We start from the raw sequence: 16,092 nt of genomic DNA on the forward strand, positions 1-16,092 counted from the left end.
CCGCCGGCCTGCCCGCACTCAGTAGAGAGGACCCGGCAGAGCCGCCTGCCCCGACCGCCCGTCACTGGAGCCCACATCATGCTCAACTATCGTCGATTGTGCGGGTGGTCCGCGTTGGTATTCATGGCAACCCCCGTCCAGTCCGCCAATGTCGAGGTGCGCGTTGGCGGAGGCCAGAACGTCTATGTGCCGGCACGCGTGACGATCACGCTGGGCGACACGGTCACCTTCTACAACGCCGGCGGTCTGCACAATGTCGTTGCCGAGGACGGCTCGTTCCGATGTGCCAACGGCTGTGATCGCGCCGGTGGCAGCGGCACGCCCAGTTCAGCCGCCTGGCGCGCGACCGTGCTGCCCACCGAAGCAGGGACCATCGACTACTACTGCCAGGTTCACGGCATGCCGGTCGGCGGCTACGGCGGCGGTGTGCCGATGCGCGGTTCGATCGTCGTCCAACCGCCGGACACGCCGGTCGTCCTCGACGCCGCCTATTCCGGAAACTGGTACGACCCCGCCCAGAACGGCCATGGCATCCAGCTGGAGTACCTGGGCAACAACGTGGTGACCGCGTTCTGGTTCACCTTCGACAACGCCGGCAACCAGGTATGGCTCAACGGGGCTGGTACGGCGGACGGCCATCGCGTGCAGATCTCCACCGCCCGCGTGATCGGCGGACGCTTCCCGCCGAATTTCAATCCCGCACTGGTGCAAAGCACGAGCTGGGGAACCCTGACATTGACCTTCGCCTCCTGCCAGTCTGCGCGACTGGACTGGACGACGACAGACCCGGCGTTCACACCCAGCGGCTTCATGAATCTGACACGACTGACGCAGGTCAGCGGCACCAGCTGCCCCTGAGGAGACGCAACCGCGCAATGCTCCGTGCCATGCCCGGTGCGTGGTACCGCGAACGCAGGACGGCGCCAACGCGCCGCCCTGCAACAACCCGCTGCTTACCACATGCAATCGACGCGGCAGCCGATAAAGTTGGTCGACGTGCGTGCGCAGGTCACCACGGCCTCGAAGCAGTTGTTCAATCCCATCGTGAAGCCGCCGCCACCGTGGCGCGCCACGTTTCGGCCAAATTCAATGGCATCGTTGCGGTCGTGGAAGCGCCACGTATAAGGAAACTGGTCGAGCTGCGACGGCCAGACGTTGTTGGACGGATCTTCCGCATGATCGTAGACCAGCGATTTCGTGCCCGTGGTGTAGTGCAGGAACACGCAGTTGCCAGCCGGATCGCACACCTTCAGGTCGATGGTTTCGGACGTTCCCTCGAAGGACATTCCCACCGTTCCGCCACTGCTTCCGCCTTCGATGTACACGCCCTTGATGCCCGGCAGGAAATCATGGATTGCGCTGGCCAGATCGCGATTGAGCGCCTGGGTGCCTGCCTGGCTTTTGAGCAGGTCGCGCATGCGCTGCATGAAACGCTGGTACTCCTGGCCACGCGGTGCATCCCAGGCCACGCGGCTGATGTCGAAAGGACGCATGCCGTTGGTGCCTGCGGTGACGCCCACGTCGCCCAGGTCGACGTTGACCCGGCCATGTTCGATGAGGTCCGGGTTCAGGGTGTGGATCTGGTCCAGCAGGCTCCACAGGCGTTGCACATCCGTGTCGACAGGCATGTCGACGGCGATTCGCGTGGCCTTGGCCAGTTCTTCCGGCGTGAGGTCTTCCTGCTTGCCGGCACCATCCAGCATCACCTGGAACTTGCGCACATGGTGGTTGCTGAATCCATAGGTGAACCGGATACCCAGGCCGGGCCGCGAAAGCACCATCTGCCTGGACTGCGCCGGCGTACACCCCTCGCACCGCAGTGCGGGGACTGCCGCTTGTACGTCTCCAGCGATGCCCAGCGCCAATGCGCCGAGCAGTACTGCTCCTGTGACCAGACGAATCAACACGATCATCTCCTTTGAAATCCGACTTCCTGCGCGCCGCATCAGGCGATGCAATGGCGTCAGGGCGCTTCTGGTCCGCCCCCGGGACACCGGCGAGACTATCGAACTTTGCCACAAAAGCAAATATCTAATTGCCTCATATGACACCCTGAAGTTGGCATTGTCGGCGTGCAACCTGACGCCCGGGCCGCTGCTCCACAAGGGCTGCCGGGCACCAACGCAACAACCGCCTCCGCGGCCGGACGCCCCCGCATTGGACAACGGTACGGCGACGTCCTGTCGCGTATTCAGATCCCGAAGAGCGGCTTTCTCAGGCCACCGCAAACGGCCAGGCGATGACGTCACGGATATCGCGCGTGCCCGCCATGCCCATCAGCAACCGTTCGATACCCAGCGCGACACCGGCGCACGCCGGCATGCCCTGATCAAGGGCGGCCAGGAAGGCCTCGTCGATCGGCAATGGCTGCTGCCCCCGCGCCACGCGGCGGCGGTTGTCGTTCTCAAAGCGGCGGCGTTGCTCATCCGCCTCTGTCAACTCGTGGTAACCGTTGGCCAGCTCGTGGCGGCCGAGGTAAAGCTCGAAGCGTTCCGCTACCGGCGGGTCGTCCTGCCGCACGCGCGCCAGCGCGCACTGGCTGGCCGGATAATCGTATACAACGAGAATCTGCCCGTCCGGAAACGTCGGTTCGATCCGATGGGTGATCAGCAGGTCCAGCCAGTCGTCACGCCCCAACCCGTCGCCCTGGATGGCGAATTCCGCCAGCGGCGCCTGCAGCGCCGATTCGCTGGCCGTGAAGGGATCAAGGCCGAGCGCGTCGCGGAACAGCTGGCGGTAGCTGCAGGACCGCCGCACCGTCGCCCTGCCCGCCTGGGCCATGGCCGCGGCGACGAGGTCTGCCGTTTCGTCCATCAGCCGGCGGTGATCCCAGCCCACCCGATACCATTCGAGCATCGTGAATTCGGGATTGTGCCGTCGGCCGGCCTCGCCATTGCGAAACACCCGCCCCAGTTCGTAGCAGTCGCCGATACCGGCCACGAGCAGGCGCTTGAGCGCGTGCTCAGGCGAGGTGCGCAACCAGCGCTCCGCCGCGCCCGCGCTGCGCGGGCCGGTAAAGCGCGTGCAGAAACTCTCGATGTTCGGCTCGGTGTTTCCACCGGCCGAAAGGACCGGCGTCTCGACCTCCAGCACATCGCGCGCGGCAAAAAAGTCGCGGATAAGCCGGTTGAGCGCCGCGCGCCGCTCCAGGGCGGCACGCGTCGGTGGCGGGATCCGCTCGTCCGGAGTGCCACTCACGAGCCGGCGCCGTGATCGGCCAGGAAGGCGACAAGACGTGCCTCGTCCCAGACTTCGATACCCAGCTCCGTCGCTTTTTCCAGTTTGGAACCGGCACCGGGCGCCGCGACGACGAAGCTGGTCTTCTTCGACACGCTGCCCGACACCTTGGCACCCAGTGCCTCCAGTTGTTCCTGCGCCGCCGAACGCTCCATGGATTCGAGCGAGCCGGTCAGCACCACGGTCTTGCCCGCAAGCACGCCGGACGCAGCCTGCTGCGGCGGCGCTTCCGTCCAGTGAATGCCTCCCTCGCGCAGGCGCGCCACCACCTCGCGGTTATGCGGTTCCGCGAAGAACGCCAGGATGTGGCCCGCGACAACCGGCCCGATGTCCGGCACCTGGCGCAGGTCATCCGCGCTGGCATTCATCAGCGCATCCAGGCCGCCAAACCAGCGCACCAGGGTCTTGGCCGTGGATTCACCGACATCGCGGATACCCAGCGCAAACAGAAACCGTTCCAGCGTGGTCGCACGGCTGCGATCAATGGATTCGAGCAGGTTTTCAGCCCATCGGGTCGCCACCTTGCCCTTGCGCACCGTTTCGGGCACATGGCCTTCCCGCTCCTGCGAAAGGCGCCGCAGTTCGGTCAGGTCATCCAGGGTGAGGTAGTACAGGTCAGCGGGGCCGGCCAGCGGGCGGGCAACGCCGTCGCGCCGGATGAAGGGGAGCTCGACCATGTCGTCGATCCACTCCGAGCCCAGTCCTTCGATATCCATCGCACGACGTGCGCCAAAGTGAAACACCGCTTCCTTGCGCTGGGCCGGACAGAACAATCCGCCGCTGCACACCCAGGCGACGCTGTCTTCGTATTCGATGCCCGCCTTGGTCTGGCGCTTGACCTTCTGCACTTTCTCCAGCGCCGATCCGCAGACGGGGCAATGCGTCGGCATGGTCCAGGGCTGCGTGCCTTCGGGGCGGCGCTCGGGCACGATGCGGACGATTTCCGGAATCACGTCACCGGCACGTCGCACGATGACGCTGTCGCCGACGCGCACGTCCAGTCGCGCAATCTGGTCGGCGTTGTGCAACGTGACATTGGTGACGACCACGCCGGCGACTTCGACCGGCACCAGTCGCGCGACCGGCGTTACGGCACCAGTGCGGCCGATCTGCACGTCAATATCCAGCAACTGGGTCATCTGCTCCTGCGCCGGGTACTTGTGCGCAACGGCCCAGCGTGGGGCGCGTGACACAAAGCCCATGGTGCGCTGGCCTTCATAGTCATCCAGCTTGTACACCACGCCGTCAATGTCGTAAGGGAGACTGTCGCGCCGTTCGCCGATACGCCGGTAGTAGCGGATCAGGCCATCGAACCCGTTGGCCGTATCGACTTCCGGACATACCGGAAAGCCCCATTCACGCAGGCGCTGCAGCGACTGACTGTGCGTAGGCTCCAGCGATGCTTCCGCATCCGGCGGCAGGTAAACCGAATAGGCATAAAACGCCAACGGGCGCTTGGCAGTGACGCGTGGGTCCAGCTGCCGCAGCGAGCCGGCGGCGCCGTTGCGCGGATTGGCCAGGGTGCGGTCGCCGCGTTCACGTGCCGCCGCGTTGAAGGCTTCGAATGCGGCGCGCGGCATGAAGACCTCGCCACGCACCTCCAGTACGGGTGGCCAACCGGCCCCACGCAGCGCCAGCGGAATAGACTTGATCGTACGCAGGTTCGCCGTGACGTCCTCGCCCGTCGCGCCATCGCCGCGCGTCGCGCCGCGAACGAACTGGCCATTTTCGTAGCGCAGGCTGATGGCAAGTCCATCCAGCTTGGGTTCTACCGAGAATGCAGGTTGCGTGACGCCGAGCGTGGTTTCAATCCGGCGCACGAAATCGACGATATCCGGAAAACGCTCGCGATCATCCGCCGCATCCACGACTTCGAACGCGTTGGCCAATGAGAGCATGGGGATCTCGTGGCGGACTTTGCCGAAGTCGGCCGAGGCCGCCGCCCCGACACGTTGTGTCGGCGAGTCAGCCGTCACCAGCTCCGGATGCGCCCGCTCCAGTGCCTCGAGCTGACGCATCAGGGCGTCGTAGTCCGCGTCGGGAATCGACGGATCGTCGAGCACGTGGTAGCGGTAGTTGTGCTCGGCGATTTCGGCGCGCAGCGCGATGGCCCGCTGGGCCGCGTCGTGGGTCGGTGTTGTCATACGGTTTCGCGAGGGACAGACGGGGTCGCCAGTGTAGCCCGACTGCCTCGCGGACCGACCCTGCCGGGCGACCTGTTGCAAAGCTCTAACGGACTCGGGAATTCTTGCCGGACCCTACGGAGACCCCTCATGGCGAAGAAAGGCTGGGCCGCGTTTCCCTACCCCGACAAGGCGTTCGACTACGCCGGCGACAAGCTCGCCAAATCCTGGAAAACGCTGCACGCGGGGGATGTGGAACCCTTTCCCGACGAAAAGCACGTCGCCGCCCTCCTCAAGCGCAATCCCAAGCTCGGCAAGGACGTCGCCGCGATAGCGGCGGACCTGCAGGAAGCCTGGCGCGAATTCCACCGCGGCGATTTCGAAGCCGCCTTCGAACGCGGCAAGGGTCTCAAGGCGCTGGGCGCGTCGGTGGCGATCAAGGCCGGCGGCATCCACGCCACCTACCTGCTGGAGGGCGACAAGGAAAAGCTCACCCGCTATGAACTGCTGGCAAAGATGGCCGACGAGGCCATCGCCGCACTGCCCGACGAGGTCAACAGCCACTATCGCCGGGCCTATGCGCTGGGCCGCTACAGCCAGTGCATCTCCATCACCAAGGCGCTGACCCAGGGCCTGGCCGGCAAAGTGAAAGAGTCGCTGGACGCGACGCTCGCGCTGGCACCCAGGCATGCCGAGGCGCAGACGGCGCTGGGCCTCTACCACGCGGAAATCGTGGGCAAGGTCGGTGGCATGCTGGCCAAGCTGACCTACGGCGCCAGCGCCGGCGTAGCCGAAAAACACCTCAAGGAAGCCACCAGGCTCACGCCCGCCTCGCCGATTGCCTGGATCGAATACGGCAACGGACTGATGCTGCTGCACGGCGACGACAAGGAAGACGACGTGGCCGAGGCCTTCGCCAAGGCGGCCAAGCTCAAGCCGCACGATGCAATGGAGGCACTGGACGCGGCCTGGGCCAAGGAACAGCTGGCCTGATCGCTCCGCCGCGTCGCGCCGGATCTTTCACGACCGGCGCGACGTGCCGATAATGCGGACAACCTTCCGGAAAGTCCCCGCATGAGCACCAACAAACCCCGAATGGACAGCCAGCGGCTCGACCGCGTCGTCGCCCAGGCTCGAGCCGATGCCGCCGAACGTGAGCGGGGTTACCGCGAGCGGGCGCTCAAGATGTACCCCTGGGTCTGCGGACGTTGCGCGCGGGAGTTCACCCGCGCCAATCTGCAGGAACTGACGGTCCATCACCGCAACCACAACCACGACGACAACCCACCGGACGGCAGCAACTGGGAGTTGCTGTGCGTGTACTGCCACGACAACGAGCACTCGCGCTACATCGACAACACCGGTTCGGGCGAGGAAGCCGGCCCGGCGCCGGCCACCTCCAATCCCTTCGCCAATCTGCGCGACCTCATGAAGCGCAAGCCGTAGCGGCCTGCGACGCAGCGGGAGCCGCCCGTTGCCGCCACTTCATGCCGAAGAAGGGGCGCAGCAGGTTGAACGGGCGTATCAGGCTCACGTAGATCACCCAGCAGCCGCCCACAGTGCCGGCCAGCACGAGCAGCGGTTCCAGCACGGGACCGAGCTTGAGCGGCGCGAGCCAGTAGCCAATCAGCACGATCAGGCTCTGGTGCAGCACATAGCACGGGAAGATCGCCTCGTTGGCCTTCGGCAGCCAACGGAACGGCCGGTCGAGGCAGGCCTTGCCCCAGCCCAGAATCGCCATCAGCGCCGTCCACAGGTAGGCCGCCCGGATAGTCCGTGCGATCAGCAACACCCCGATCGGCGCATCGTCGTCCAGGCTCAGCACGAACGGCACGTAGATCAGCCCGAGCGTCACGGCAATGGCCAGGGTCCAGCGGCGCAGGCGGACCAGTTCCTCCCACACCGCGCGGTCACGTCCCAGCGCCCAGCCGTAGAGAAACACGGTGAAGTACATGGCGTGCTGGAACCAGTCGTTGAGCAGGTCGTTGGTCGACGGGAAATGCGCCAGCGTGTAGAGATACACCGCGAACGGCAGCATCGGCAGGACGATCAGGCGTGCACCCCGCAGCCCCGCCAGGCGGTCGCGCAGCCAGGTCCCGGCGCGGCTGTCGGAGAACCGCATGAGTGCGCACAGCAGCATCGTGTACACCCACAGGTAGGCCAGATACCACAGGTGGTTCCAGGTGATGCCGTACTCCCAGCCGTCGAAGGCGTCCCTGGGCCAGGGTTGGAACGTCCAGTAGCGCAGCATGAAGTCGAGATAGCCCGGTGCCACCAGCCCGTTGCTGACGCCCTGGCAATAGGCCTGTACCGGCACGACCACGAACATGCCGAAAAGCAGCGGCACGAGCAGCCGGAACGTGCGCGAACCGGCGAAGCCGAGCGCCCGCCCGGCCGGGTTCACCAGGCCGATGGCGATGCCCGACAACAGGAACAGCAGCGCCATACGCCACCGGTTCATGAACAGCATCGGGTACTGCAGCCACTCGCTGATGTAGCTGCTCTTGATGTGCCACTCCCACTCGGCGACGTAGAACATCGCCACGTGGTAGAGGATGAGAAAGGCGAATGCAAAGACGCGCAAGGCGTCTATGTCGTGGCGGCGTTCCATGGACAGCTCCCGGTTGAATCGCCGCCATCGTCACCGCGCCTTGCCCCGGGCACGATCGCCAAGGGATTGATTGACCAGCAAAAGTGACAAACGGAGGATGGCTGGGACGAATCGCCCCCGCGCCTGGCCCCGTCCGCCTAGAATCCGCGCATGACTGATACCGCCCTCCTGCTTGAACGCTACCGTCCGTATCGCCCCTGGGTCGAAGTCGGCTTCTGGGTCTTGCTGGTCACCGTCCATGCCGTGGCGAACAGCATCACGGTGAACATGGACATCCGCCGGGTCGCGCTGGATATCCCTGCTTGGCGGCCGGTCGTCTGGGAGTTCAGCAGCAATGCGGTCATCCTGCTACTCCTGCCGGCCCTGGTCCTGTTCACCCGGCGCTTTCCGGTCGGCCTGGCCAGCTGGCGCCGGTACCTGCCGCTCTATCTGGTGGCCAGTGTCGTCTGGTCAGTGCTCCACGTGGTCGGCATGGTCGGCGTGCGCAAGCTGGCCTACAGCGCCTACGGCAGTGTCTACGATTTCGGTTCCTGGCCGCAGGAGCTGTTCTACGAATACCTCAAGGATGTGCGCAGCTTCGCCTCGATGGTGGCGGTGATCCAGATTTACCGGTTCGTCCTGCTGCGGCTCCAGGGTGAGGCCTCGCTGCTGCAGGAGCCGGATGTGGGGCCGCCCGTCGAATCGATCGATCGCCCGGACCGGTTCCTGGTGCGCAAGCTCGGCAAGGAATTCCTCGTCGCAGCCAACGATATCGAGTGGATCCAGGCGTCGGGCAACTACGTGAACCTGCACGTGCGCGGCCGCGACTATCCCCTGCGAAGCACGATCGGTGGCATCGAGGCGCGGCTGGACCCGCAACGGTTTGCCCGGGTGCATCGCAGCTACATCGTGCACCTGGACCAGGTTTCGATGATTGAGCCGCTCGATACCGGCGATGCGCGCCTGCACCTGAAAAATGGTACTGCCCTTCCCTGCAGCCGGCGCTACCGGACCGGTCTGCGGGAGCGCGTCGGCGCCCCGGTGACCGGCTGACATCCCGGACTCGCCGCGCGGGAAGGAACACGCTAACCTGCGCCAATGAGCCGGGTGCGCTACTTCCAGATGGACGTATTCGCCGATCGTGTAGGGGGTGGCAACCCCCTCGGCGTGGTCATCGGCGCGGACGCCTGGCCCTGCGCCGCCATGCAACGGTTCGCCGCCTGGACAGACCTGGTCGAAACCACCTTCCTGCTGCCGCCAACCTCGCCCCAGGCCAGCTACCGGGTGCGCATTTTTACCCCGCGGCGCGAAATCCCCTTTGCCGGACACCCCACCATCGGCAGCGCGCACGCGGCCATCGAAGCGGGGCTGGTCGAAGAAACGGCGGATGCCCTGGTCCAGGAATGCGGCGCCGGCTTGCTGCCGATCCGCGTCGATCGCTCCGGCACTTCACGCGTCCTTTCGGTAGAAGCCCCGCGTGCACGCGTGCTGGAGCCGGATGCGCTGCATGCCAAGCTGGTGCGCGCCATCCTTGAACACACGCCACTGGGCCGCCTGCCCCCGGCCTTCGTCGAAGGCGGCCGTCGCTGGTGGATTGCCGAATTAAGCGATGAACCTACTTTGCGGAGCTGGAAACCAGATCACGTCGCCATCGGCCGGCTCGCCAAGGCCAGTGACAGCCTCGGCCTGTGCGTGTTCGCCCGCGGCAGCGGTCGCGATTACGACATCGCCGTGCGCGCCTTTCCGGCGGGCGTCGGCATTGTGGAAGACGCCGCATCCGGCGCGGCCAACGGCCTGATCGCCGCCTGGCTGGCGCAATGCGAGCCCAATGGCCCGCTCGCCCGCGGCTACCGCGTCAGCCAGGGCCGCGAAATCGGACGCGACGCGCATATCGGCATCCGGATCGAGGACGACGGCGCAGTCTGGGTCGGCGGTACGACGCATACCGTCATCGACGGCTGGGTGACCTGGCCCCCGGCGCGCGCGGCTACCGCCTGATCGCGCGGCCCTCGCTCAGCCACGCACCTCGAACTGGCTGCGAAACACGGTGTCATCCGATTCCTGTGGCGCGCCGGCCAGGATCCAGTCGTAGATCAAGGCCTGCTCGGCGATCGGAATCGGAATGCGCCCGCGCGGCATGCGCAGGCCCACATCGGGTGTCTGGCAGTTGAGTTTCTCGAACAGCATGCTGTTCAGCGGCTGGCCCGGCACCACCAGGGTGCGGGTCAGATCCTGGTTGCTCGGGACGTCCACGAGGTAATACCAGGAAAGACCGGGATTGAGGTCCAGTCCGGCCTCCGGCGAACCTTCCTGCTCGACATGGCAGTTGGCGCAACGGTTGTCGAAGATGGGCTGGATGTCCATCGCATAGTTCATGTGCTGCCGCAGCGGCACGGTCTGGATAGAGTCGCAACCGGAGGCCAGCGGCTGTCCATCAGCCGTTCCGGGCATCCAGGCGGACGCGGAGCCGGCAAGGCCGAGGCCGCCGAACACCGCGGAAAGAAGCGCACGTCGCATGGCAGTCGTCTTGGGGAATACCGCGCCAGTCTAGTCATCCGGCGCGGCGGGCACAGTGACCGCCTCCGCGTTCGAAGGCCCTGGGCCGACGAACGGCGGCAAGCGAAGCTGGCGCCTCAGCGGGCGGGGCCGGCCGCGCGCAGGGATCGCGCCAGCAGGCCGATACCCCCGAAGAGCATCACCAGCATGAGCAAGGTCTGGAAAAGACTGGTGGGGCGGAAATAGATCTGCAGGTTGGCAATCACGCCGGCAATGACGATGACCAGGCCGCCGATGAGCAGCAGCCAGCCGACCACGGACTTGCCGTTGAAGAACAGCATCGCCACGCCGATGACAAACGGCGCCAGCGACAGGCCGAAGGAGTTGTATCCCCACAGGTTCCAGTGGCCGCCCGACACCACGACCTGGTTCATCAGCAACCAGCCGCCGGCAACCGCCAGCACGAATCCCAGCAGGAATTCACCGATCCCACCGGGCGTACCGCCCGCACCCGACATCGCCACTGGTCTGCTCCCTCTGATCGTGGGTGGAAAAGTACGGTCTGGAACCGGGCAGGTCAAACGTTTTGAGGTGTGGTGCCGCATCCGCGGGCGTCCGTCCAGTCTGGTCTGGGGCGCCCCCCTGTGGTTTGATGCGCAGCTTCACGAAATCGGCGCGGGCATGAGCATGATTGAATCGAAGATCGACACGCGGAGTCCCGAGTTCCAGGCCAACGCCGCGCAGCTGCGCGCCGCGGTCGAGGACCTGCAACACACCATGGCCCGTGTCGCCCTCGGCGGCGGCGAGAAAGCACGCCAGAAACACACCGAACGCGGCAAATTGCTGCCGCGCGAACGCATCCGGGCGCTGCTGGACCCGGGCTCCCCGTTCCTGGAGCTATCTCCGCTGGCCGCGCACGGCATGTACGACGAGCAGGCGCCCTGCGCCGGCGTCATTGCCGGCATCGGCCGCGTGCATGGCCGCGAGGTGGTCGTGGTGGCCAACGATGCCACCGTCAAGGGCGGCACCTATTTCCCGATCACGGTGAAAAAGCACCTGCGGGCCCAGGAAGTGGCGCTGGAGAACCGTCTGCCCTGCGTCTATCTGGTCGACTCCGGCGGCGCCTTCCTGCCCCTGCAGGACGAAGTCTTTCCCGACAAGGAGCACTTCGGCCGCATCTTCTACAACCAGGCCCGCCTGAGCGGGCTGGGCATTCCGCAGATCGCCGTCGTGATGGGCTCGTGCACCGCCGGCGGTGCCTATGTGCCCGCCATGTGCGACGAAACCATCATCGTGAAGGAACAGGGCACGATCTTCCTGGGCGGCCCGCCCCTGGTGAAGGCCGCAACGGGTGAAGTCGTCGATGCCGAGTCGCTGGGCGGCGCGGACGTGCATACGTCCCTGTCGGGCGTGGCCGACCATTTCGCCGAGAATGACCAGCACGCCCTCGCCATCGCGCGCGACGTGGTCAAGCACCTCAACCGCACCAAACCGATGCCGCTGGCGGTGCAACCGCCGGTCGAACCGGCCTACCCTGCCGATGACATCTACGGCATCGTTCCGGCCGATACCCGGCGGCCGTTCGACATCCGCGAAATCATCGCGCGCATCGTCGATGGCTCCGCGCTGCAGGAATTCAAGGCCCGCTACGGCAAGACCCTGGTCTGCGGCTTTGCCCACATCCACGGCTATCCGGTCGGCATCGTGGCGAACAACGGCATTCTGTTCGCCGAGTCGGCGCTCAAGGGGGCGCACTTCATCGAGCTGTGCAACCAGCGCAATATCCCGCTGGTCTTCCTGCAGAACATCACCGGCTTCATGGTCGGCAAGAAGTACGAGAACGCCGGCATCGCCAAGGACGGCGCCAAGATGGTCACGGCCGTCGCCTGCTCGCATGTGCCCAAGTTCACCGTGATCATCGGCGGCAGCTTCGGCGCGGGCAACTATGCCATGTGCGGTCGCGGCTACCAGCCGCGTTTCCTGTGGATGTGGCCGAATGCGCGCATCAGCGTGATGGGTGGGGAGCAGGCCGCCTCGGTGCTGGCGACGGTGCGTCGCGACAGCATGGAAGCGGCCGGGCAGAACTGGAGCACGGAGGAAGAGGACGCGTTCAAAGGGCCGATCCGCGCCCAGTATGAACGCCAGGGCCACCCCTACTATGCCAGTGCGCGGCTTTGGGACGACGGCGTGATCGATCCGGTGGATACACGGCGCGTACTGGGACTTGCGATCTCCGCCAGCCTCAATGCGCCGATCGAGCCACAACGCTTCGGTGTTTTCCGCATGTAGTCTCCGGCAGAACACTGCAGGGAAGCCGCCCCCGGCCACCAGGGGCCCCGCCCGGACGGATCCGGGCATTTTTTCACTTTGCACAAAGTCCATCATGATTGTCGGAATCGATCTTGGCACCACCCATTCGTTGATCGGCGCGTTCGGCGACGAAGGCGCGCGACTGTTTCCCAATGCATTGGGCGATTTCCTGACACCCTCGGTGGTCAGCATCGATGATCGCGGCGAGATCATCATCGGCCAGGCCGCGCGCGAGCGCCTCGTCACGCACCCCCAGGCCAGCGTGGCGGCGTTCAAGCGCTGGATGGGCACGGCGCGCGAAACCACGCTCGGCAACCGGCATTTCCGCCCCGAAGAACTTTCGGCGCTGCTGCTTCGCACCCTCATCGCCGATGCCGAGGCGGCGACCGGCGAGAAGGTGACCGAGGCCGTGATCAGCGTGCCGGCCTATTTCTCCGACGCACAGCGCAAGGCGACGCGCGCCGCCGGCGAGCTGGCCGGCATCCGCGTCGACCGGTTGATCAACGAACCCACCGCCGCCGCACTCGCCTACGGCCTGCAGGAGCGCGCCGAAGGCGGCCGCTTCCTGGTGTTTGATCTGGGCGGCGGCACCTTCGATGTCTCCATCCTGGAACTGTTCGACGGCGTGGTCGAAGTGCACGCCAGCGCCGGCGACAATTTCCTGGGCGGCGAGGATTTCCTCCAGGTGCTCGTGCAGGCTTTCTGTGCCGATCTGGACATCGACCCGGCTGCGCTCTCGCCTCGCGAATCGGGCCAGTTGCGGCACCGGCTGGAACGCGCCAAGCGCGAACTCAGCCAACAGGCCAGCCTGCGCGTGGAGATTGCCCTCGGCGGCAAGGAACACTCCTGGGAGATCACCGAAGAGCGCTTCGTGCGCCTGGCTGACCCGCTGGTGCAGCGCCTGCGCGCGCCACTGGAGCGCGCAATGCGCGACGCGCGCCTGCAACCGCAGGATCTCCAGGAAATCGTGCTGGTCGGCGGCGCTTCGCGCATGCCGCTGGTCGCACGGCTGGTGTCGCGCATGTTCGGCCGCCTGCCACTGCGCCATGTGAACCCGGACCAGGCCATTGCACTAGGAGCGGCGGTCGCCGCAGGCCTGAAGGCACGCGACCACCGTCTCGAGGAAATCATCCTGACAGACGTGTGCCCCTATACGCTGGGTACGCAGGTGTCGCGGCGTGACCACACCGGCGCCCACCAGGCCGGCTTCTTCCATCCCATCATTCACCGCAACAGCACGGTGCCAGTCAGCCGTGAAGACACGTTCTGGCCCGTCAGCGAGAACGCCACACGCCTTGTGATCGACGTCTTCCAGGGCGAAAACCCGATGGTCGACAACAACATCAAGTTGGGCGAGCTGGAAATTCCGCTACCGCCGAACAAGCGCAACGACGAAAACGCCGTCGTCGTGCGGTTCACCTACGACATCAATGGCGCCCTGCAGGTCGAAGCCAAGGTGCGCGCCACCGGGCAGATGCACGAAGTCGTGCTCGAACAAAATCCAGGTCTGCTGACGCCCGCCGAGATCCGCGCCCGCTTCGCCGCCCTGTCGGAAATCAAGATCCATCCGCGCGGCAAGCAGGAAAACATCGCCGTGCTGGCGCGCGCCGAACGGATGTATGAAGAACGCCTGGACGAGCGCGAACGCCTGCAGGAATGGATGGTGCGTTTCCGCGCCATCCTGGAAACCCAGGACGAAAAGTTGATCCGGCAGCACCGCGAAGAACTTGGCAAGGCGCTGGATTACCTGGAGTAGACCGTGCAGTTCCTGCAATTCCTGGGTCTTGATGCCAGCGCCGACGAGCGCACGATCCGGCGCGCCTATGCCGTCCGGCTCAAGCGCACGCGTCCGGATGAAGATCCACAGGGTTTCCAGCGGTTGCACGAGGCCTACCAGGCGGCGCTGCGCTGGTCGCGCGAACGGATGGACGACGTGCCAGACTCCACGGACGACGAGGAGGAAGCAGACGACGCATCCACCTCGCCCGGCGTCGCGCGAATTCCTCACGAAACGCTCCCAGCTGCCAGCGCGCAGCACACCCGACTGGCCCAGTCGACCAGCTCGGGCCCGACGCCGTCGACCTCACCGGCGGACGGCATCGACGTGGACGGGCTTGCCGCGCCGCCACCCGCGCCCGAGGCCGCCGATGAAGCCTCCGGCCGCAGCTTCGACTTCGGCGCCTACTTTGATGACCTGCGGTACCTGGGAAATGCCGGCGACGCGCAGGCGATGGCCGATTGGCTGAACGGCCAGCCGGTACTGTGGTCGCTGCAGGCCAAGGCGGCGATTGGCCAGGTCACCATCCGGGCGATCCGTGAACACGGCGCGCCGATGCCCCGGCAGTGCTACGACGTGCTGCTGCGCTTCTTCGGTTTTGACCAGGTACTGGGAACCCAGGACGCCATGATGCTCAAGTGGCTGGGCGACAACGCGCATGTGCGCTGGTGCCTGACCTCGCCATCGCAGGAACCCATCGTCGCGCTGACCGGCCTTTCGACCTACGCCAACCGTCCGCTGAGCGAGTCCGCCTACCTGCGCGGCCTGCTGGCCCGTCCCTTCACCTGGGCAACGGTGCTCACCGCAGGCCTGCGGCCATTCATGCCCTCGCGCACGCGGCGCTTTCTGCTGGCGCTTGGTGGGGGACTGCAGTATCCCTTGTCGCCGCCACTGGACACACGCCAGATCGGCTTCTGGCTGCGCGCCGGCGATACCGACGAGATGTCACCGCAACGATTGGCCATCGGCGCCTCCCGCGCGGGCCTGCTGACCGTGTGCCTGCTGCTGCTTGCACTGATCTACCCGATCCTCCCGGCAAAGCCGATGGTGGCATTCATCGGTGTCCTGGGCGTCGCGTTCGTGGGCGGATGGGCGGCTCTTGCGCTCTGGTCCGGCGTCACGCAGTGGCAGAACGCGCCCCAGTCTCCGCACGAAACGGGGTGGCAGGCCGCGTTGCGCCTGGCGTTTATTCCGCTGCTGGCCGGCACCGGCGCGCTTGCTACCCATTCGGGAGCGCCCGAGCTGGCGGCGGGCATCCTGGCATTCGGCCTGGCCGTCGCCATCGTCCGGTTCCGACGGCGCGCCGGCTATGGCACCTTCCATCTGTCGGTATGGATGCTGTTCCTGCTAATTCCGCTAGCCCGGGTACTGGCCGGGCTCGGCGCCTTCCTCTACTTCATGGCCGACGCCGGTGCTGCCGTGGTACTGGCGATCTGGGCCGTCGACGCCTGGAAGCACCGCCTGCGCGCACGGACGGCCTGATCGGCGACACACTTTTTGACCGTGTATCCGGCCAACCCCTACCGCTCGGCGGCGGCCATCGTCAACGTGTGCGGCAC

At 65.9% G+C, this 16,092-nt stretch carries 14 protein-coding genes; 8 read left to right on the plus strand and 6 right to left on the minus strand.

Annotated features, from left to right (window positions below; genetic code table 11):
* Positions 1-78 precede the first annotated feature (78 nt).
* Positions 79-858 (plus strand): cupredoxin domain-containing protein, encoded by a 780-nt coding sequence (locus N4264_RS18480; protein WP_261693707.1) that lies wholly within the window; start codon positions 79-81, stop codon positions 856-858.
* Positions 859-953: 95 nt separating this feature from the next.
* Here N4264_RS18480 and N4264_RS18485 read toward each other — a convergent pair whose 3' ends face one another.
* The 3 genes from N4264_RS18485 to ligA form a co-directional block, all read right to left on the minus strand.
* Complete coding sequence (locus N4264_RS18485) at positions 954-1,907, minus strand: hypothetical protein (protein ID WP_261693708.1); 954 nt, start codon at positions 1,905-1,907, stop codon at positions 954-956.
* Between the two features lie 307 nt (positions 1,908-2,214).
* Complete coding sequence (gene epmA / locus N4264_RS18490) at positions 2,215-3,198, minus strand: EF-P lysine aminoacylase EpmA (RefSeq protein WP_425508284.1); 984 nt, start codon at positions 3,196-3,198, stop codon at positions 2,215-2,217.
* Complete coding sequence (ligA, locus tag N4264_RS18495; RefSeq protein ID WP_261693709.1) at positions 3,195-5,381, minus strand: NAD-dependent DNA ligase LigA; 2,187 nt, start codon at positions 5,379-5,381, stop codon at positions 3,195-3,197. Before ligA ends, epmA begins: the two co-directional genes overlap by 4 nt.
* Positions 5,382-5,510: 129 nt before the next feature.
* On the opposite strand from ligA, the gene N4264_RS18500 reads away from it, so the two are divergent.
* Positions 5,511-6,353 carry a tetratricopeptide repeat protein gene (locus N4264_RS18500; protein ID WP_261693710.1) on the plus strand — a complete coding sequence of 281 codons (843 nt, stop codon included), beginning with the start codon at positions 5,511-5,513 and terminating at the stop codon, positions 6,351-6,353.
* Positions 6,354-6,434: 81 nt separating this feature from the next.
* Entirely contained in the window at positions 6,435-6,806 is a 372-nt protein-coding gene (locus N4264_RS18505) for a YajD family HNH nuclease (RefSeq protein ID WP_261693711.1), read from the plus strand.
* On the opposite strand, the gene N4264_RS18510 is transcribed toward N4264_RS18505, so the two are convergent.
* The gene (locus N4264_RS18510) at positions 6,787-7,971 is read right to left on the minus strand and encodes an acyltransferase family protein (protein WP_261693712.1); all 1,185 of its coding nucleotides are present in this window, start codon (positions 7,969-7,971) and stop codon (positions 6,787-6,789) included. The two genes, N4264_RS18505 and N4264_RS18510, sit on opposite strands and share 20 nt — an antisense overlap.
* A gap of 150 nt (positions 7,972-8,121) precedes the next feature.
* Between N4264_RS18510 and N4264_RS18515 the strand changes: the two genes are divergently transcribed.
* Positions 8,122-9,003, plus strand: a complete 882-nt coding sequence (locus N4264_RS18515; protein WP_261693713.1) for a LytTR family DNA-binding domain-containing protein — start codon at positions 8,122-8,124, stop codon at positions 9,001-9,003.
* 45 nt (positions 9,004-9,048) lie between these two features.
* A complete protein-coding gene (locus tag N4264_RS18520) occupies positions 9,049-9,948 on the plus strand; it encodes a PhzF family protein (protein WP_261693714.1) in 900 nt (299 codons plus the stop codon).
* A gap of 15 nt (positions 9,949-9,963) precedes the next feature.
* Here N4264_RS18520 and N4264_RS18525 read toward each other — a convergent pair whose 3' ends face one another.
* Both N4264_RS18525 and N4264_RS18530 read right to left on the minus strand, forming a co-directional pair.
* Positions 9,964-10,467 carry a hypothetical protein gene (locus N4264_RS18525; protein WP_261693715.1) on the minus strand — a complete coding sequence of 168 codons (504 nt, stop codon included), beginning with the start codon at positions 10,465-10,467 and terminating at the stop codon, positions 9,964-9,966.
* Positions 10,468-10,583: 116 nt separating this feature from the next.
* Positions 10,584-10,970 (minus strand): hypothetical protein, encoded by a 387-nt coding sequence (locus tag N4264_RS18530; protein ID WP_261693716.1) that lies wholly within the window; start codon positions 10,968-10,970, stop codon positions 10,584-10,586.
* Positions 10,971-11,127: 157 nt separating this feature from the next.
* Between N4264_RS18530 and N4264_RS18535 the strand changes: the two genes are divergently transcribed.
* The 3 genes from N4264_RS18535 (at position 11,128) to N4264_RS18545 (ending at position 16,015) form a co-directional block, all read left to right on the plus strand.
* Entirely contained in the window at positions 11,128-12,735 is a 1,608-nt protein-coding gene (locus N4264_RS18535; RefSeq protein WP_261693717.1) for a carboxyl transferase domain-containing protein, read from the plus strand.
* A gap of 94 nt (positions 12,736-12,829) precedes the next feature.
* On the plus strand, positions 12,830-14,512 hold the full coding sequence (locus tag N4264_RS18540) for a molecular chaperone HscC (RefSeq protein ID WP_261693718.1): 1,683 nt from the start codon (positions 12,830-12,832) through the stop codon (positions 14,510-14,512).
* A 3-nt stretch (positions 14,513-14,515) separates the two neighbouring features.
* Positions 14,516-16,015: a J domain-containing protein gene (locus N4264_RS18545; protein WP_261693719.1), complete on the plus strand. Its 1,500-nt coding sequence runs from the start codon at positions 14,516-14,518 to the stop codon at positions 16,013-16,015.
* The last annotated feature ends 77 nt before the right edge of the window (positions 16,016-16,092 follow it).

Source organism: Tahibacter amnicola (genome assembly GCF_025398735.1).
GTDB classification, from domain to species: domain Bacteria; phylum Pseudomonadota; class Gammaproteobacteria; order Xanthomonadales; family Rhodanobacteraceae; genus Tahibacter; species Tahibacter amnicola.

What these genes read in the sequence shown, in the direction of transcription:
- N4264_RS18480 (WP_261693707.1), top strand. Translation starts at nt 79, where the DNA reads ATGCTCAACTATCGTCGATTGTGCGGGTGGTCCGCGTTGGTATTCATG.
- ligA (WP_261693709.1), bottom strand. Translation starts at nt 5,381, where the DNA reads ATGACAACACCGACCCACGACGCGGCCCAGCGGGCCATCGCGCTGCGC.
- N4264_RS18500 (WP_261693710.1), top strand. Translation starts at nt 5,511, where the DNA reads ATGGCGAAGAAAGGCTGGGCCGCGTTTCCCTACCCCGACAAGGCGTTC.
- N4264_RS18505 (WP_261693711.1), top strand. Translation starts at nt 6,435, where the DNA reads ATGAGCACCAACAAACCCCGAATGGACAGCCAGCGGCTCGACCGCGTC.
- N4264_RS18510 (WP_261693712.1), bottom strand. Translation starts at nt 7,971, where the DNA reads ATGGAACGCCGCCACGACATAGACGCCTTGCGCGTCTTTGCATTCGCC.
- N4264_RS18515 (WP_261693713.1), top strand. Translation starts at nt 8,122, where the DNA reads ATGACTGATACCGCCCTCCTGCTTGAACGCTACCGTCCGTATCGCCCC.
- N4264_RS18520 (WP_261693714.1), top strand. Translation starts at nt 9,049, where the DNA reads ATGAGCCGGGTGCGCTACTTCCAGATGGACGTATTCGCCGATCGTGTA.
- N4264_RS18525 (WP_261693715.1), bottom strand. Translation starts at nt 10,467, where the DNA reads ATGCGACGTGCGCTTCTTTCCGCGGTGTTCGGCGGCCTCGGCCTTGCC.
- N4264_RS18535 (WP_261693717.1), top strand. Translation starts at nt 11,128, where the DNA reads ATGAGCATGATTGAATCGAAGATCGACACGCGGAGTCCCGAGTTCCAG.
- N4264_RS18540 (WP_261693718.1), top strand. Translation starts at nt 12,830, where the DNA reads ATGATTGTCGGAATCGATCTTGGCACCACCCATTCGTTGATCGGCGCG.